General features: G+C 42.2%; 9 protein-coding genes. 3 read left to right on the forward strand and 6 right to left on the reverse strand.

Annotated features, from left to right (window positions below):
- Window positions 1-64: 64 nt before the first annotated feature.
- The 4 genes from IQ274_RS12700 to IQ274_RS12715 form a co-directional block, all read right to left on the reverse strand.
- Window positions 65-3,934 (reverse strand): TonB-dependent receptor, encoded by a 3,870-nt coding sequence (locus IQ274_RS12700; protein ID WP_194142464.1) that lies wholly within the window; start codon window positions 3,932-3,934, stop codon window positions 65-67.
- Complete coding sequence (locus IQ274_RS12705; RefSeq protein WP_194142465.1) at window positions 3,931-5,481, reverse strand: isopeptide-forming domain-containing fimbrial protein; 1,551 nt, start codon at window positions 5,479-5,481, stop codon at window positions 3,931-3,933. The genes IQ274_RS12700 and IQ274_RS12705 overlap by 4 nt, the downstream gene beginning before the upstream one ends.
- Before the next feature lie 145 nt (window positions 5,482-5,626).
- Complete coding sequence (locus IQ274_RS12710) at window positions 5,627-6,190, reverse strand: DUF11 domain-containing protein (RefSeq protein WP_194142466.1); 564 nt, start codon at window positions 6,188-6,190, stop codon at window positions 5,627-5,629.
- A gap of 167 nt (window positions 6,191-6,357) precedes the next feature.
- Window positions 6,358-8,847, reverse strand: coding sequence for a beta strand repeat-containing protein (locus tag IQ274_RS12715; RefSeq protein WP_163930623.1), 2,490 nt, complete (start codon window positions 8,845-8,847; stop codon window positions 6,358-6,360).
- A gap of 840 nt (window positions 8,848-9,687) precedes the next feature.
- Between IQ274_RS12715 and thrC the strand changes: the two genes are divergently transcribed.
- Window positions 9,688-10,998, forward strand: coding sequence for a threonine synthase (gene thrC / locus IQ274_RS12720; protein ID WP_194142467.1), 1,311 nt, complete (start codon window positions 9,688-9,690; stop codon window positions 10,996-10,998).
- Between the two features lie 80 nt (window positions 10,999-11,078).
- Window positions 11,079-11,354, forward strand: a complete 276-nt coding sequence (locus IQ274_RS12725; RefSeq protein ID WP_114083352.1) for a ubiquitin-like small modifier protein 1 — start codon at window positions 11,079-11,081, stop codon at window positions 11,352-11,354.
- Window positions 11,355-11,493: 139 nt separating this feature from the next.
- Here IQ274_RS12725 and IQ274_RS12730 read toward each other — a convergent pair whose 3' ends face one another.
- Complete coding sequence (locus IQ274_RS12730) at window positions 11,494-16,419, reverse strand: tetratricopeptide repeat protein (RefSeq protein WP_194142468.1); 4,926 nt, start codon at window positions 16,417-16,419, stop codon at window positions 11,494-11,496.
- Between the two features lie 103 nt (window positions 16,420-16,522).
- Between IQ274_RS12730 and IQ274_RS12735 the strand changes: the two genes are divergently transcribed.
- Window positions 16,523-16,885 carry a hypothetical protein gene (locus tag IQ274_RS12735; RefSeq protein WP_194142469.1) on the forward strand — a complete coding sequence of 121 codons (363 nt, stop codon included), beginning with the start codon at window positions 16,523-16,525 and terminating at the stop codon, window positions 16,883-16,885.
- On the opposite strand, the gene IQ274_RS12740 is transcribed toward IQ274_RS12735, so the two are convergent.
- Window positions 16,880-18,184 carry a P-loop NTPase fold protein gene (locus IQ274_RS12740; protein WP_194142470.1) on the reverse strand — a complete coding sequence of 435 codons (1,305 nt, stop codon included), beginning with the start codon at window positions 18,182-18,184 and terminating at the stop codon, window positions 16,880-16,882. The two genes, IQ274_RS12735 and IQ274_RS12740, sit on opposite strands and share 6 nt — an antisense overlap.
- Window positions 18,185-18,651 lie beyond the last annotated feature (467 nt).

The following is an 18,651-nucleotide window of genomic DNA, read 5'->3' on the forward strand; positions in this document are numbered from 1 at the left end:
ATCGTAGATAATCTACCATTTGTATTCAGATTTATAGTGGCATTGTTTTTATTAAATAGTTGTTTTATATTTCACGCTTTTGCATCCCCTTCGTTGCAGCCTTGAGTTTACCCACCAAAGTTTTCATTGCAGATTCCTGTGGCTGACGTGGCACTGGTTTTTGTTGTCCAAAGCCATCAAATAATTCGTTGAGTTTGACGCTGACACCCAAATATGCGCCACCTGCGGAACGTGTTCCTGAGAAATCCCGGTCATCAACTTTACCAAATACATATCCAGCAGAAACACGCAGGTTAGGTGTAAGGTAATAGCCTGTTTCTACTACAAAGCCTGTTTCACTGTAGCTAGACTGACTAATTACACGAGCCTCACCCACCAAATCCCAGCTATATCCCAAACGATAGGTAGCGCGTAATTGTCCCAGATTTACTGTGCTAGTACCAGCTAAATCGCTGGCTATGTAAGAAGTGCTGTTACGCAAGGCATACTTACCATAGAATTCCCATTGCCAGTTAGGAGCATAAATAGTTTCCAAAGCAAAAGTATGGTCTTCGGAACCCGTACCACTACCTAAGAGGATGGTGTCAGGGATAGTTGATGGATTTTTGCGATATTCATAACGCAATAAGGCATTAAATTTGTCGCTATTGGGGTCGCGATAAGCTAGTCCCAACTTTAAAGTAGCTGTATCCCCCAGTCCTGAAAGCTTTTGATTGGATGAACCAGCTTGTTGATAACGTACCAATGCGGTGAGAGCCGGAGAAATTTTACCCGCAGCACCTGCGGTAATTACTGTATTGCTACCACCAGAAGAAGAACGATGTTCGTAACGGGCACTGGCTTGAAACTGCGGATTATCACTGTATTCCAGCCCCACGCTGTAGCTATCGCCACCATCAAATCCGATCGCAGATGCTGATTGACCAAAGGCGAAGGGTTGGGCATATTGTTGACCCGCCGCAGTCCGTCCGAAGAAGTTGCCAAATACGTGTTCATAAGCAACATTCAGCCGCAATCCCGAAGCAATAGTCCAACGGTTATTTAGACCAATCGCCCCTTGGGTAGTCATTTCATTTGCACCACCCAAAATTGAGTAACGACCAGTCAAGGTAGTATCCGAACCGAGTTTGTGTTCACCGTTGACACTCAAGCTGGTGATGGAATTACCCGAATATTGACCACTAGTGTAAAACTGTTGGGCCAGACTGATATTTACACCAGGAATTGCTGCCCAATTCAGCCCGAAGATGGTACGGTCTGGGTAAACGCTATCTTTTTGGGAAGATAAACTGATTTCATTTTGGGCTTGGAAAGTCAGATTTTTAGCAATAGGAACTGTAAAACGCGATCGCAATTGATCGGAAGTACCACTGAGGGCGCTGTCGGGAATGCGGTCTTCTCGATGACGATGAATCCAATCCAAATCAATAATGGCACTACCCAAGCGTTGTTGAATCCCGGCGGAAATTGTCGTTAAGGAATTATCAACTTTACTACCAGGTATCGACTCATAACGGGGTGCAAACAGTTCTTCAAAGGTATCTAAAGGTTGGGGAGCAATGCCAAAATTGTCTTCGTGGTCGTACTGCGCCCTGACGTTTGTAGTTGAACTGAGTTTAGCTGTAACCTGCGCTCCATAACGGGTTTGTCCTGGGACAAAGCTGATAGTGGCATTATTAGCAAAACCTGTATCGGCAAAGCGATAATAGGCACGACCTTGAATCCCGTTAGTAATTTGTCCCTCAGCCTCCAACCGATACGCTTCACCACTAACCTTTCCTACAACATCAGAATCATTAGTGGAATGGGCATATTCTGCAATTAATCTACCTTGATTACCCAAAGCAATCAGTGCATCTGCACCATAGAGTTGAAAGTCGCGTACTCCCTGATTTTCTTGGACATAAGTTGCTCCTATCCAACTTTCTTGGTTAAGTTTGCGGGAAAGATTATATTGCAAACGACCAGCATAGATATTGCTATCAGAATCTTCGCTGTCATATTGATAGCTAACAACAATCCGGCGTACCAAAACTTGTCCGGTTTGATCGATATCGGTACGAAGGATAGGTTCGCGGAATAATAAAGTACCGCGATCGTAGTCGATTTCATAGTCTGGGCCACGGTTAAGCTGTTTCCGTTCTAGTACAGTCCCAGGACGATTGAGTTCTTCTAACTCAATAAAGACATTTTCACTACCTGGTTGTAGTATTCTGCGAGAGAGGAAGTAATAACCGCTAGTACCATCGGGAGCAATAGTATCTCGTTGGAAAGCTTCTAAGTGGTTGCCATACAAACCTGTAACTTGTAGGTTCCCTAAGTTATAGTTAGCTTTAAAACCGTGAAGTTGTCGGGTGACAGAAGTAAATTGCTGCGATCGCCGCGCAAACTCTTCTGTGTTGTAGTCACCCCACATGGCATAATCAGGATCGGCTCCGGGGACACCAGTTGTACGCTCCAAACGCACATATAGGCTGTCAATGGAAGGAGCAACGACATCAACTCGCGAGCTATCGCCGTAGACAGGATAATTTTGCTCGCTGGATTGGTAAGTTCTAAACAGGCGATTATCGCAGTTGCAATCTTCATTGAGGTTACGAGAACTGTTGTATGCGCCTGTAAACAACCATTCTCCGATCGCACCAGTGGCAAATATCGCCGAGTGGAAATCTAACTGCGTTCTGTTATCTTTGTCAGGCGGGAGAAAATCACGGAAACTGCCGTAATAATCTGTACCTCTAGCGCCCAAACGTAAATCTATTACGCCAGTAACCAAACTCGGACGGAGTGAGGTTTCAAATTGTAGTTGAGTAAAGGCTTCTAAATTATTAGCTATGGCGCGAATTGTGACAGTTTCGGCTTTGAGTTGCGATCGCAACTTAGCCGTAAATTGCCCCGCTTTCGCCTCTACTTGAAATCCGGGTTCATCAGCTTTGAAGTCTTTCCCAACCAACTCCCCAGCAGTAGGTATCAAAGTGATAACAGCATCACGATTAGAGCGATTACCACTTGCATCGATCAGTTGACCCTTGATTGTAGCTATAGAACGTCCATCGGCCGGGATACGAGACTCAACAGTTTCTAAGGTTAGTTTCTGTGGCGCTCCCCGAACTACAACTTGCACCGTTATAGGAGGTTCTGTCCCTCCTACTACTTGTGCAGAGATGGTATTATTACCTTCTTTTAACGAAACACCATACCATGTCTGCGTTACTAAATTAGTATTGGCATCGCTTTCTGTTCGTCCAATTGAGGAAGGATCTACTAATACACCATTAGACCGTAATTCTACTGTGCTTCCAACGGGGAATTGCACAATCACTTTGGTAGCAGGAACATCCACAATGTTGTTAGCAGTTGGCATCAGGAATTTTATTCCTGTGGAGATGGGGGAAGTGGGGGGAATTTTCTGATTTTCCTCAGTTACTCCAGCTATTTTGCGTAAGCCTCTAGGTAATTGAACAGAAGTTGCTGGTTGAAATGCTTGTATTTCCGTTTCCCTTGGCTGAACATCTGAAATTAAAGTATTCGTTGAAGGAAGTTCAAGAGACAGAAATTGCTTGTCAGAACTTCCCAAAAGATGAGGATAACTTGAATCTATGCTTTTTTCAGCAACTTTATTCCGATCCGCTTGATCCTCATCCTGGTTTTTCACATTATTTGGAAAAACCAAACTTCTAGCTCCCTTCCCTTGTAAGGACGGGGGAGAATTCAAAGCCTCTCCCGTCTTAGGAGAGAGTTTTTCTAGATCCCTTGAAACTTCAGGATCTTCGACACCTTTATCTGCTTGTGAAGGCGAATCGGGGAAAAAAAGATTTTCATTTGTAGGTTCTGCCTTAACTATGGCAGGATACAAAACGAGGCTGAGAGCTACTGGCATCAACCCCATCATCTTCAGGTTGAAAATAGTTGTATGGTGCAGTCTGGGTTTCATTTTTTGACTGGCTCCTGGAAGGCGGGGGTGACAGCGAAATTCATACGTACCAAGCCACCAGGTTCTAAACGTACTAGGCGAGATTGGCTATTCCGTTCACGGAATTTTTGGTTGGGAGCTAGGGTGTAACCCGGTACACTGCTGAGGTCTAGTACGCCTGTATGACTTCCTGGTAAGACATTAGCTAAGGAGAACAAACCATTCGGATCTGTGGTGATGCGGTTTCCGTCCTCCAGAAAAATCACTGCATTGGGGACTCCAGGCTCGCCAGGTTGTTGTTCACCATCAAAGTTTTTATCAATAAACACACGACCGATAATCGTGCCACAATCAGAAACGATTCCTGGACGAATTTTTAACTGGTGCGTTGCTGGGCCATCCTTGGTGCTAAAACGGTTATCAGCTCGTTGAGCATTCACGATCGCACTATTGCGACCGTTACCACGCGCAGCATCGGCTGTTAGTTGAGCCGCGTAAGCAATATTCAGAGTTTTTCCCGTAGGAACTGTTACATCTGTGCGGAATGTCACCGTGTTTCCATTGCGTTCTGAGGTGATAGTAATTGCTTGACCATCTAACTCACCCCGCACAGATTTAGGTAAAAACTGAAATCCTAAAGGTAAGTTGTCGGTGACAAATATATTATTCAAACCAGCATCAGCAAGGTTTTTTACCGAGATCCGGTAGATTACCGTATCTCCAGGTTCAGCCGTAGCGCGATCGCCTGTTTTGACAATCTGCAACTGATTGGCTTGGCACAAATTTGTACTGAATTCAAAGGCTAATAAATCTAGTCCTACTACTTCTGCATTCGGAACCAAGACAACCGTTTGCTCTACCCTAGTCTCACCTGTAAGAGTAATTGGTTGACCATCCAAAGAAGTAGCAAGATATCGCACAATATTATTACCTTGTGTACCAGTGCTACCAAGGATTTCAATCTTGATCCGCCGTTGCTTATAGATAGAATTTGGCGGTGGATTAACTACGAAAATATAAGTTCTACCTGGATCGGTTTGACCCTTATTCGGATCGAGTAGGAAATTGTAGACACCCGCAGGGTTATTCGTAACGAAGTAGGGGTTACTATTCTCGGTATTTGGCGACTTACCGCCAGGAACGTTGTTATTAGGAATATCGGGTAACTCTGTTCGAGTCAAAGAAAGTAAGCCACCTAATTCTGTACCCGTTGGGTCGCTAGGGTTAGATTCGTATACACCAACTGAAAAACCTGTATAGTCAGGCAAAATAGTACCAGCACAACCTAATATCCGCCCTAATGGATCGATTAATGGGCTAGGACTAACATTCAGCTGACTAGAAGTTCCGTCATATTTTTGATTATTAGCAGAGTCTGTATAAGTATAAGTAGCTTGATTTATTAATGGCAAAGACACACCCAGATTGTTAGTCTGTTGTGCGATCGCTGGTATAGATATAGTAGTTTGCAAAAAACTTCCCAGAAGAACAGTAGCTGTTAACCTTTGATACCAGCTACTCCTATAAGTAATTTGTTTTTTCTTTTGAGGACGGCTCACTGAACACATCTCCTCTGGAATGCCACTTTTTTTGTTAATAAAAGCACTTGTTTATCTATCGAAGATCCCTCCGATTCTCCTTATAAAGCACGTTGTTTTTCGCTCTTGACTCCCAAAAAAGTCGCTACAGGCGGGTGATATCAGGCATAACGAATCAGCGAACTTGGACTTGATAAATAGCTTTAACCGTTTTCTTGGCCGGAACTGATGGCACTTGCAAACGGATGTGGGTGTAAACATTCGCTGGTGCTGGTTTTGTTTCCACTTTCCCGTCAGGAAGAGTAACTTTAACAGTGGGATTTTCGACAAAGCTGCGTCCGCCATCAATGCTGTAGGTTACTTTAGTCTCATTAGTGGCGATCGCAGATTTCAGTATGTATACCATTCCTTTAGGAATAGGTTGATTGAGAATCAAATTCTTTACGGGGCGATCGCTCTTATTTTCGCCACTTAATGTATATCGCAACACATCTCCTGGTTGCACCACAGCTTGACCTTTTAAAGGTTGCCATGTCTTACTTTGCTTACCCTGCTGATCCTGTGCTATCACTTGCTTCTCAGCTTCTAAGCGCAATTGTATTTGCCCTTGAGTTTTGACATTTTGGGCAACAGCACTGGTAGAATGCCATAGAGAAGCGATTCCTGGCACTTGGCTAACAAATGGCACTGTAGCAATAAGTGCGATGGCTCCTAAACTTGCAAAATAAAAACGCTTCATAATCAATAACCTCAAAAAACTTTCATAATGCCGATTGCTGATTTATCTTTCCCTGTTTTCGCTGGGGAACAATCATTTTGTAGTTGGCACTTTAGGATTAAAGCACCAGCTATAAATACAGATGTGCTATACACCCCTCTTTGCAAAGAGGGGTGAAATCAAACTATCTAGTTAACTTTGCGTTGGAAGATAAATGTTCTTTGAACACCAGGTGCAATCTGTCCAGTGGCAGTATTTACATACTTTGTGACATCACTGTTTAGCGTGGTTCCGGTTTGATCGATACTAGAGTTAGTAGCTGGATTACCATTGAAGAACTGGATCGTTGAAGCCCCAGAATCCTTTGCGGAACCAACAATGTTGCTAGTATCAATTTGAGTGTTATTGTCGTTGTCTAGCGCCCAGTTGTTGCCCCCTGCTGTACCATCTTCAGTAATCACAACTTTGTCAGCGTTCAAAATCACGTTACCAGTTCCAGATTGAACATCAGAAATATTTGTGTATTGAATTTGGTACTCAATAATGTTTCCTGGTGCAGGCTTCTTCGGAGTGATACTGAATGTGCCATCAGTCCCTTGCACTGCGGGGCCACTTCCTTGTAGAACTCGTGACATTTTCAATAGTTTTAAGAAGCCAGTGTAGACGCGATCGATGGAGATATTGTACGCTTCCCCATTAACCGCAGTATTAGGTACACCATTATTATCAGTGTCAATAAAAGCAGTGATCGGTACTGGGAAGCCCTTACCAATATCAGTTGATAGTTGCGTACCAGGTGGTAAGTCAACTTCTACACCATAATTAACAATGCCACCAGCAGGAACAGCAAGGATTTTAATTGGTGTATTACCGTTTGCTATGGTAAAAACACCAGTAGCACTATTATAGGTATACACAGCAGATTGACTGTTATAGCTAACAGTTACCTTTGTATTATTTGGCAAATCTGTAAATGTTGCTGGTGCGGTTGGCACTATTGTGATGTCGTTAGTGGCAGTACCGTTGTTCTTAATTGTGTTAGTAAAGCCAACTGATTGTGGGTCAAGTGTACTAAGAGGTGCTGTGTTAGGAGGAACAAAGGAAGATTTGTTGGTGAAGTCATCGTTGGTTAAACCCGATGGCCCAGTAGCATCCGGTGCATTATTCGGCCCGTTTAAAACTGAGTTTGCCTGGGCAACTGAAACAGTATAAACGTTGACATTTCCTGTAACAGAATTAGTACCTTGGTTGTTATTGCCTGTGTCAACATTACCAGGAGTAGTGGGATAATAACCAAGGTCAGGTGTAGTAGGAAAGGCTCCAGTAGAGGGGTTGATGTTATCTGGATTTTGATCGCCTGAATCGTCGAAGAGTAGGGGGCTATTTGGATCGCCAGCAGTTTTACCGAACACTTGAGCGATGTTGTTAACATTTGTCGCTGTCGTTCCTGTGATTCCAGTGGTCTTTACTTGCACCGTAAAGCCTGTAACAGTTGTGCCAGTGGCAATTGTAGAGATAGAGCTAGGATTGTTAATAAAACCAACCCGTTTGACTATACCGCCTGTTACATTAGCACTGTTAGTTTTCCACAGAGACTGATCGGCAGTTGTAGTGGCGGGATCTTCGCCAGCATAAACCACTATCCACCCTGAAGGAGCGGTTGGAGTCCCATTAAGAGTTGTGGATGCTGGAAGCGCATCAGAAACTAAGATGCGAGGAACTAGACTGCCATCTACATTGATATTTGTACCAGCTAAAGCTGCGGGTGTTAGCCCCCGATTGGTTACGTCATTGCTCTCAACTCGCAAGCTTAAACCATAAGTCAGCAAGTCATCATTGAGTACGGAAGCATTACCAGCGCTGTAGGCTGTCCGAGTTTTGAGTATTGTGGCTAGAGCAACGGTTTTAACAGTGTTACCCACTTGAATTTGCTGGGTAATACTAGATTCTCGTGTACCGTTAACTGGTGCGCCAATAACTTCCCCACCACCTGCGTTATCAGCGTTATCTACAGTGTAAACGTCACCACCATCGGGATTACGCAGTTGGTTTTGGGCATCACCAGGAGTATTACCAAGGGTAACTTTAATTACGTCACCGGATAGAGCGCCAGTTTGTACAGTCACTGGCACACGCACCAACACAGTACCGCTAACCGGAATTGAGGCTGTATCTACACCACCTGCTGCTACATTTGTCCAAGTTGCACCACCGTCAGTACTATATTGCAATGTGCCACTAGCTGGTGTTACCCCATTTTTATCAGCAGGAAGTACACCAGAAACTGTACCAGGCCCGGTTGTTGTTGCTTGGTTGGGAATATGGAATTTGGTGGGGTCGTTACCTACATTCGTTAGGGTGTAGGTGTAGGTTAGTAAATCGTTAACTCCAACAGTGCCACCATTGTTATCTGTGACACCCGACGCAGTAACGGTGATCCCAGCAACTTCTGCCACAGTAACTGTTACGGTATTAGAGGTGGCATTTATAGTTGTCCCTGGCGCGTTAGGATCTTCGTAGGTAGCTGTCGCTGTGTTACTAATAGATTGACCACCAGCTGTACCGTCAGCTAGTACAGGTGCAATAAATTGGAAAAGGCTACCAGTTAACAATGCTGTTGCTACTAGAGATTGGTAATGCTGGCGCTGCTTGTTGACAAATTTATTTCGGTTTACCATAGAAGTAGTTTGTTTATTTGCTGAACTTGTATTTTGGGTTTTGAGACAGGATAAAGTTCGGCAATTCTTTAAAGAATTACCGACTATATTTGCCCAAAACCTGAAGGCATTGGGCAGTGTATATATGAGGAGTTAATTTATTGGCTACTCCTGAAAAACTAGATTGAGGCAATAGGCAGAAAAGTTATTGCCTCTTGTTTTATGTTGTACGTTTACCGTTGATTATCAAGGTTAGCAATCGTAAATATGGGTAACTTACTACTGTGTCCTGCTGAATCTTCGATGTAAATAGCAATGTAGCTTTTATGCCAAAAAAAAACTTCCGTATAAATAAGTAACTTCTCTAGCGATGGATGAGTGCATCAAAGCTGAAAAATTAACTTTATTTTGGCGACACACATAGCAATTTTAGTGTTTAAAACAGAAGGAAAATACACTACAACCTATATATAAAAGCACTTTTGAATATTTGCTGCTATGTATGCATAGTACCATGTGGAGTAATTGGTATAAAGAAATAAAAAATCGACTCAGTGATCTGGATCACTAAATAAAGTGATACTAATTGAGCAAAATGCAAATAACTCATAGATAAGATGCAATTTAATTATATGAATACTCAGTGTTAAGACTGAATAACTGAAGTTTTTATCTAATTTTGAAACAAATAACTGTAAGTGTAAATACTTAATATTACGATTACGGTTATAAAAATTTTACAAAAATCATTTTTTCCAATACTAAGAATACCCGACATTTTTAGTCGGGTATGTTTGACTGGTATTTTTGCTCGTGTTACTATCAGGCGACAGCCGACAGACAAACAGGGAAAGCTAGTTTATGACTCAGGCCATCAAAACCCAAACTCCAACCCAAACCAGCACTGCCTACTTTCAAGCCTTAAAGTGTAAAGAATGTGGCGCTGAATATGAACTCAAAGCCAGTAATGTTTGTGAGTTATGTTTTGGGCCGTTAGAAGTCAAGTATGACTACAGCGCTCTCCGTCTGACTGTCACTCGTGAAACAATTCAAGCCGGGCCCAATTCAATTTGGCGCTACCGTCCTTTTTTGCCTGTTGCAACTGACAATGTTATAGATGTGGGAACGGGGATGACTCCCTTGGTTCGTTCTCACCGTCTTGCCCGTCGCCTGGGTCTAAATAAGCTTTATATAAAAAATGATGCGGTTAATATGCCCACCCTTAGCTTTAAGGATCGGGTAGTATCAGTTGCTCTATCAAGGGCGAGAGAGTTGGGTTTCACTACCGTTTCTTGCGCTAGTACAGGTAACTTGGCAAATTCTACAGCTGCGATCGCAGCTCATGCCGGTTTAGACTGCTGTGTGTTCATCCCCGCAGATTTAGAAGCCGGTAAAATTATCGGTAGTTTGATATATAGCCCAACGCTGATGGCCGTCAAGGGTAACTACGATCAAGTAAACCGTCTCTGTTCAGAAGTTGCCAATACACATGGCTGGGGTTTTGTCAATATTAATCTGCGCCCTTATTACTCTGAAGGTTCCAAAACGCTAGGTTTTGAAGTTGCTGAACAACTAGGCTGGGAGCTACCCGATCATGTTGTTGCTCCTTTGGCATCTGGTTCGCTGTTTACAAAAATTTATAAGGGTTTCCAAGAATTTATAGAAGTTGGTTTAGTAGAAGACAAGAAAGTCCGTTTCAGTGGCGCTCAAGCAGAAGGTTGTTCACCCATTGCTCAAGCCTTCAAAGAAGGACGCGACTTTATTAAACCAGTTAAACCAAATACAATTGCGAAATCCCTAGCGATTGGTAATCCAGCAGACGGTATTTATGCTGTGGAGTTAGCTCAGAAAACTGGTGGTAACATTGAATCAGTCAATGATGCAGAAATTATTGATGGCATCAAGTTGCTAGCAGAAACCGAAGGCATCTTCACAGAAACGGCTGGTGGTACAACCGTGGCCGTGCTGAAAAAACTGGTAGAAGCTGGCAAAATTGATCCAGATGAAACTACCGTGATTTACATCACCGGCAATGGTCTGAAAACCCAAGAAGCAATCCAAGGCTATGTTGGTGAACCCTTGACTATTGATGCTAAACTGGATAGTTTTGAACGCGCCCTAGAGCGATCGCGTACTCTTGATCGCTTGGAATGGCAACAAGTTCTCGTTTAGTTAGCAGTTAGGAGTTATGAGTTTTTTATTCATGACTCCTAACTCTTAACTGTATTCCTAACTCTTCACTTTGTACTTTTATGGCTGTAACAGTTTTAGTTCCTACGACTCTTCAGAATTTGACTAATAATCAAGCTACCCTAGAATCCAACGGTAGCACCATTGCTGAATTGTTGGATTCTTTAGAACAAAGCTTTCCTGGGATTAAATCCCGGTTGTGCGATGACGAAGGCAAGCTACGTCGGTTTGTAAATTTTTACGTTGATAGTGAAGATATCCGCTATTTAGATGGTATTAACACAGCCCTAAAAGATGGCGATGAAGTAAGTATTGTCCCTGCTGTTGCTGGTGGTTAATACAGAAAACATCAAATAAAGTAAAAAACTTACCAAATAAACCTTTGAGAAATTAACTGATTACCGGTCTGAGACTGGGAATCAGTTAAAAACTTAGCGATCGCCTGAGATAATTTGAGAGAGTCCCAACGCTTAACTCTTACTTGATATCGTCGCAGAGATGGCGATCGCTCTTACTGACATTCGGATTATTCTTTAGATAGTCATACAGCCAATCACAACCACGCTCCAGTAAGCTATCTAAATTCTTGAGATGATTTAGCTCATCCAAATTCCAGAGAATTATAGCCCCATCAGCACTGCCCAAAGCCAAAGTTTTACCATCGGCTGAGAAATTCGCGCTTAATAAATGATCGCTGTGCCCAGTCAAAGTTCTCATTAAATGACCGTCGCGTGTCCAAAGTTTTACAGTCTTATCATCACTGGCTGTTGCAATCATCTTACCGTCAGGTGAAAAATTCACGCTATTCACCTGATCGGTATGCCCCTTCAACTTTTTGTACCAGCGAAACTCGCCCTTGTCATCCTGCTTCCAAAGTATCACCGTCTTGTCATTACTACTAGTGGCAATCATATCGCCACTAGGTGAGAACCTAACACTCAAAACCCAACTGTTATGCCCGTTTTTCCCTGCGAGAGTCTTGTAGATGTGAAACTCGCCCTTATCGTTTTGCTTCCAAAGTTTCACCGTGTTGTCATCACTAGCTGAGGCAAGCATCTGACCGTTTGGCGACCAAGCTATAGCCCTTACCCAGTCCTGATGCTTGTTGAGAATCTGAGGTTTGATACCATCTAGCCGCGATATTATTACTTTGTTGTCCATAGTACCCAAAGCGATGAACTGACCGTTGGGTGAGAAATTCAAGTCCAATATCTTATCGCTTTTTGGAAAAAGGGTTCTCAGTAATTTACCGTCACGGTTCCAGAGTTCCACTGTGTTATCATCACTAGCGGTAGCAATTGTCTGACCATCAGGTGAGAAACTAACGTTATCGCTATGCCCCTCCAGAGTTTTGTCTAAAGTACCATCGCGCTTCCAAAGTTTCACTGTCTTGTCACGGCTGGCTGAGGCAATTATTTTGTCATCAGGTGAGAAATCTACCTGATTAACCCGATCGCTATGACCGTTGAGAATACTTACCACGCCACTACCATACTGAATCTTCATTGTGCTGTCAGCGCTAGGAGAAGTAGGAATTTGGGCGTTGTGTAAGCAACTGGTATTACCAACTTGCCAAACTTTCATCGTACCGTCAGCACTGGCAGAAACTAGGATTTTACAGTCAGGTGAAAACCTGACAGCATAAACTCCATTGGTATGTCCTGATAAAGTTGTGAGTAATGTACCATCAGGCTTCCAAAGCTTTACAGTCTTGTCGTCACTAGCTGTAGCAATCATCTTACCGCCGGGTGAGAAAGCCACACTATTGATTCCATCTTTATGTGCTTTAAAATCTTTTAAAGGAGTGCCGTCTCGATTCCAGAGTTTTACTCTGTTGTCGTTACCAGTCGCAGCAGCACCACCAGCAGCCGCCGCAATTGTCTGGCTATCGCTTGACCAAGCAACATCCCAAACAAAATCGTCATAGCCTTCTGTAGTGTGTAAAAGCTTACCATTGGATGTCCAGAGTTTCACAGTTTTGTCCCGGCCACCAGTGGCAATCATAGTACCGTCGGGGGAGAAAGCCACACTATTCACTCCATCTTGATGTGCTTTAATCGTTTTTAATAAAGTGCCATCTGGCTTCCAGAGTTTTAGTGTACTGTCTCGACTTCCTGTAGCAATTGTCTTACCATCTGGCGAGAAATCGATACTATAAACTCCCTTATTTTCGCCACTATTTACTCCATCTTGATATGCTGGTAAGGTTTTTAATAAAGTGCCGTCTTGCTTCCAAAATTTTATGATGCCCTGGAAATCGCCTGAGACAATTGTCTGATCGTCAGGTGAGAAACTCAAACCTAAGACTTTATCTTTATGTCCTTCAAGCGTCTTGTACACGCTACCATCTAAATTCCAGAGTTTTATAGTATTGTCATAACTAGTTGAGGCAATCAACTTACCATTATGGGAGAAAGTTACACCCCAGATTAGAGCCTTGTGTCCTTCTAAGCGATCACGCTCTACTATCCAGTAAACTGATTGCTGTAATGCCGCTATAACTTGGGTACGAATTTCAGAATCGGTTTTTCCCCAGTCTGTAGCTTGGAGTTTTTTACCTGCTTTAATGGCTTGTTTAAGTGCTTCAAACCTTTGATTTGAAGCAAAAAGGGCTTCCGAAGCTTTACTAATCGCAATTGTCTCAGCTTGTTCTGTCTTTTGCCTTTCAGATTCTGCCCGCACTCCCAATCCTACAGCTATAACTGCCAGAATGGACATTATAGTGACTCCTGCGATCGCAAAATTTAGTTGTCGTTTTGCGTCATTGCGTTGTCGCTTGAGAACACGATTTAGTTCTGCTTCAGCGTGTTGTCGTTGTTCCTTTTCCTTTTTCTGTTCTTCTAATTTTCTTGCTTGTTGTGACTGCCGGATAAAAGATACTAGATAATCATGAACTAATTGATATAGGTTAGCAGGGTCTTCAGGTATATTTAACACCAGCCCCGAACCAACTAAAATCTCTAAAACTAGATTAAGCTTTTCTTTTTCTGAGACAATATCTGCTGTTTTTAAATCTTCCGCTAAATTGTCAGAAGTTTTGAAGGGACGAGTACCTTTTTCGTCTGTTAGTAAATATAAAACTACTCTGGCACAGAGTTCGTTCTCAGAACCACAGTCTTTAATAACTTCTTCTAAAAATCGCTCGACTAGTTTTTCTTTTGTTCCTGACTGAAGATATTGTTCTAAAGTTGTAATTTTATCTGTTTGAAGTTGCGAACCGACGATTTGTAACTCAATCGGGCGTACCTCACCAAGTTCATCTGATAAATCTTCTACTAATTGATCGATTAACTCAGGTTCTAAATAAAAGTGGGTTTGTTCAGTCAGACTTTGGACAACAGCTTTGGCATCTTTTGAAGAGAAATTTCCTAAATAATAACGAATATCTTTGTCTAAAATATTGTTATTAATTGCTCTAAAATTTAACAGGCGATCGCATTCTAATAAATAATGCAAATAATCTTCTCTCAAACAGAGAATAATCTTAACATAAGGAATATCCAGACAAAGTTGCAAGAACTTATAAAATTGCTGTCTTTTACTTTGATCTGTGTAAACAAAGAAAAATTCTTCAAACTGGTCAAAAATTAAAACTGTTAACTTCCGCTCGGCATTTTTGTGCAAACTTTCACAGATAAATTCTATTGAATTACTAGAGGTACCATTATCTGCTAAACATTTTGCCAATATCGCCATCCAATCTGTATAAACTCGCATGACAATAGGTAATACATCACGCGCATCTATTGATTGTAGTTGCAGGGTTGGTACTAGTCCCCCATTCAAAATTGAACTTTTACCTACTCCTGACTGACCATGAAATACAGTCAATTTATGGTCAGTCCGGCTCATTCGTTTCATCAACCGATTGACATCTTGTTGCCGACCAGAAACAGCAATTTCTTGAGCAACTTTTATGAGATTTTCTCCTTGCACTAGTGCCGGATTAATTACCTCATGCCGAGGAATTAAATAAGCTGCCCCAATAAAAGCACGAAAACCATATTGATGTTCAATTTTAATTAGCTCTTGCTTAATTTGAAAAGCTGCAAGATATTGACCTTGTTGATAATAAATGCTTTGTAACCTCTCCAAAATCCGAATGTAAAGCTCTGGATCGTATTGAGGTTTAGTTTCTCTTCTTGCAGCTTCTAAGGTAGTTAAAGCATCTTCCACCTTATTAAGCTGCTGTAGCGCTCTGGCTAGTGCAAATAAATACCAACCTTGATGATAATATAGCACCAATTCTAAATTAGCTTTCGATTGGATGGATTGGTTACTAGCTACAATAAAAAGCGCTTTTTCGGCAGCTTGTTTAGCTTTATCCCAAGCAGACTGAGCAAGTGCTACTTCAGCGATAAATCCATAGGCTCTTGCTTTTCTGAACCAATCAGGATAAGTTTGATATAGAGTTAAAGCTTTTTGAGCGACTATTTCTAATTCATCCCACAGCTGAAGCTTTTGTAGTACTTCTCCCAAGGCGTTAATAAATCTTGCTACCAAGTCAGGACGATTCGCCTGCTCAAATATTTCGAGACATTTGTAATAATAATTTTTAGCGTTCGAGCAAGCATTTTGTTGTTCTGTTAAATGCTGCACGGCGTAGGTACGCCACCATAACCCCAAATTGTATAGTACACAGCCTTGCTGTTCTAGTTTAGAACTCTGTTGCAAAAGTGCAAGACTGCGTTCATAATGCTGGCGTGATTGTTCCATTGAAACCGCATCTCGACCCAGAACAAATTCCAAACTGGCTTCTAGTTCTGCGTCTAAATTCACACCCCGCTTTTGCAGTTCAGCTTGTGCTAACTCAAGTTCTACGCGGTGCGGCGAACCGATTGCCAAGTTGATTGCGGAATTATCGAGAAATTTTCCTGCGCCAGCATCTAAAACTTGAGCAAAAACTGATTCAGCAGTTTGTTTGATAAATTGAACTAAATCAGCAGTTGCGATCGCAAAATGAATTATTGTGGCCCAATTCTCAAAATCTGTCGCTAATCTGATCAGCTTTTGCAGAACTTGGTCATTAACCAGTAACATGACTGGGAACGGGAAGTTTTTTCTAAACTCCTCTCGTACTTGGTTAGCTGAAGTTAGAACTATATCGATATCTTTAACCGATTCCAAACCAAAAACCATTAATGCTGATGGCTGTTCATCTCCCAATTTTTCACCTATAGACGTGTAAAGAGTTTTTACTGACACGGGTAAGGTAATTTCACGGATTTTAACAGGAGATAGTTGGTGTAGACGTTGTACTATATCTTGACGGAAAGCTGCATAGTTACAGCGCAGCAAAGTCAGTGAAAATTCTCCCTGAGAAAGGTTAATTGCTCGCACCAAAGTTTGCAATGAACGTTCATTGTCAAAGGGTAAATTTTCTGGCTCTTGCTGATTAATCATAATGTACAGCAGTTTTTTTTGTATGAAGTACAAAGCTATGGGTTTGGAAGCAGGAAGAACGACGGACAATTTTTGTTAGTTGTAAAAAGCTGTAGTTGTGAAGATGACAACTGACACGGCTCCCGGACTTGTTGATATAACTCCCGCACTTATTGATATAGCTCCCGGACTTGCTGATATAACTCCCGCACTTGCTGATATAGCTCCCGCACTTGCTGATATAGCTCCCGCACTTGCTGATATAACTCCCGGACTTGTTGATATAGCTCCCGCACTTGCTGATATGGCTCCCCGACTTGTTGATATAGCTCCCGCACTTGTTGATATAACTCCCGGACTTGTTGATATAACTCCCGGACTTGCTGATATGGCTCCCGCACTTGTTGATATAGCTAACGTTATGAAATTTGACAAAATACCTCATAAGTTAGGCATACAACTCTACGTCCCTACAGCCGATTTATAACCTAAATTCCTTGGCTTCAGCCAAAATCGGATTGACATCAAACCAAGAACCATCCTCATTCCGGTATTCAAATACAAACATACTGCGGAGCAAAAGTTCGTATCTTTCATGACCTCTCAAGCTTTTCTCTTGCGTTACCTCACGTAGTAATTCCCATTCATCGGGTGTAATTGCCAAAGTTAGCTCATTGCGGCGTTGTTTAATCACCCTATCTACACACTCCCGCGACAGAGGTGGGTCTTCTTGCTGAAGACAGCGAAATAATAACATTAACAAATTACGCAAATGACCGCCGCTAACTAAACAAAGTCGCTCTAAAGTATCAGGACTATCAAAAACCTCGGTAATTAAATTCTGACTTTGTTCCCAACTGACACCAGGAAAAGCCCTCGCCATGACCATCTGTTGTAGTAGCGTAATTCCTTGTGAAAATTGTGAACCATTTTGCAATTGCACAGGAACCATCGGCAAAACCTTGGGGTCTACGCCAAAGCGATTTGTTAACCTTCCTAAAGCGTTGGAAAAAATCAACACTAGGGGAATGGTATAAACAACATGACAATTTAGCTGGTTTAACTGTTCACCACGTTCTACAAAAAGATATTCTGGCTGGTAATAACCCGAAGGCTTCAAAGAATTATCCACTCTGTCGAGATTATCTATAATTACCACCAGTCCTTGTTTACCTTGCTGCTTGAGTTTTTCTACAGCAGGCTTGAGCAATTCTTTGTTAATTGATTCTAAAATGCCATTGGTGCGTGGTTCTAAATATTGCCGTAACTGGCCGCGGAGTTTGGGACTATCTTTAGTTTTGGCAGTAATTTTGGCAATACCCACAGATAATTCAGCCTCCACCCCAATGTCTAGCGGCGTTTGCAAAAACTCAGAAATTTCTGCAAATAGATTTTTAAAGTATCCTGGTTTGAGGTTGATTTTTATTGCTTCTAAACTTTGACTCACCTCACGAGCTACTGCTAGTAAAATATCTGTAACATCAATATCAGCCATATCGAGGCTTTGGCTAGATTCAAAATAAACCACATGAAATCCCTGCTGCTCTAACTCTGCCTTGAGTCGCAGTAACTCAGTGGATTTACCACAGCCAATATGTCCGGTAAATAATTGACAGGTAGGTTGTTCTGGTGCAAGGCGGGTGATAGTTCGCCCAAGTTCTTCAATAATCTTGGCACCACGAACTTTAGAGAAATCAATATAATATTGTCTATCCTCCGGTTTGCTCACAACCAGAGTTTTACTGGGGTTACAAGCTTGAAAAAACCTGACTAAATCTAGTTTCATCACAAATCACCCGAAATTAGCCTGATACTCTTGCCATTTCAGTGATTATACAGATGATAAAGCGGCTATTTCGGAAAAAACTTCTTCAAGGCGACTGATTAAGGACTTCCATAAAAAACGTGAGTTCGACAGACCTCTCCCTGCCTTGAACTTGCGTTCAAGTCTGTCCCTCTCCGACTCGGAGAGCTACGGTGTACACACATCTCTGTGCCAGGTGCAAAATGTGGTTTGATCCCCCTAAATCCCCCTTAAAAAGGGGGACTTTAAGAAGTTTTCCCCCCTTTTTGAAGGGGGGTTAGGGGGGATCAAAACGTTGTGGGGCTAGGTTATCAGACTTGTGTGTACACCGTAGGACTCGGAGAGGGACAGGTTTTGCGTAGTAAAACCAGGGAGAGGTTTTTTGGGTGGACATGATATGACCCAATACGGTTCAGTTAAGGCTAAAACTCTGTTGTCAAAGTCAAAAG

The organism is Nostoc sp. LEGE 12447 (genome assembly GCF_015206985.1).
GTDB lineage: Bacteria > Cyanobacteriota > Cyanobacteriia > Cyanobacteriales > Nostocaceae > Nostoc.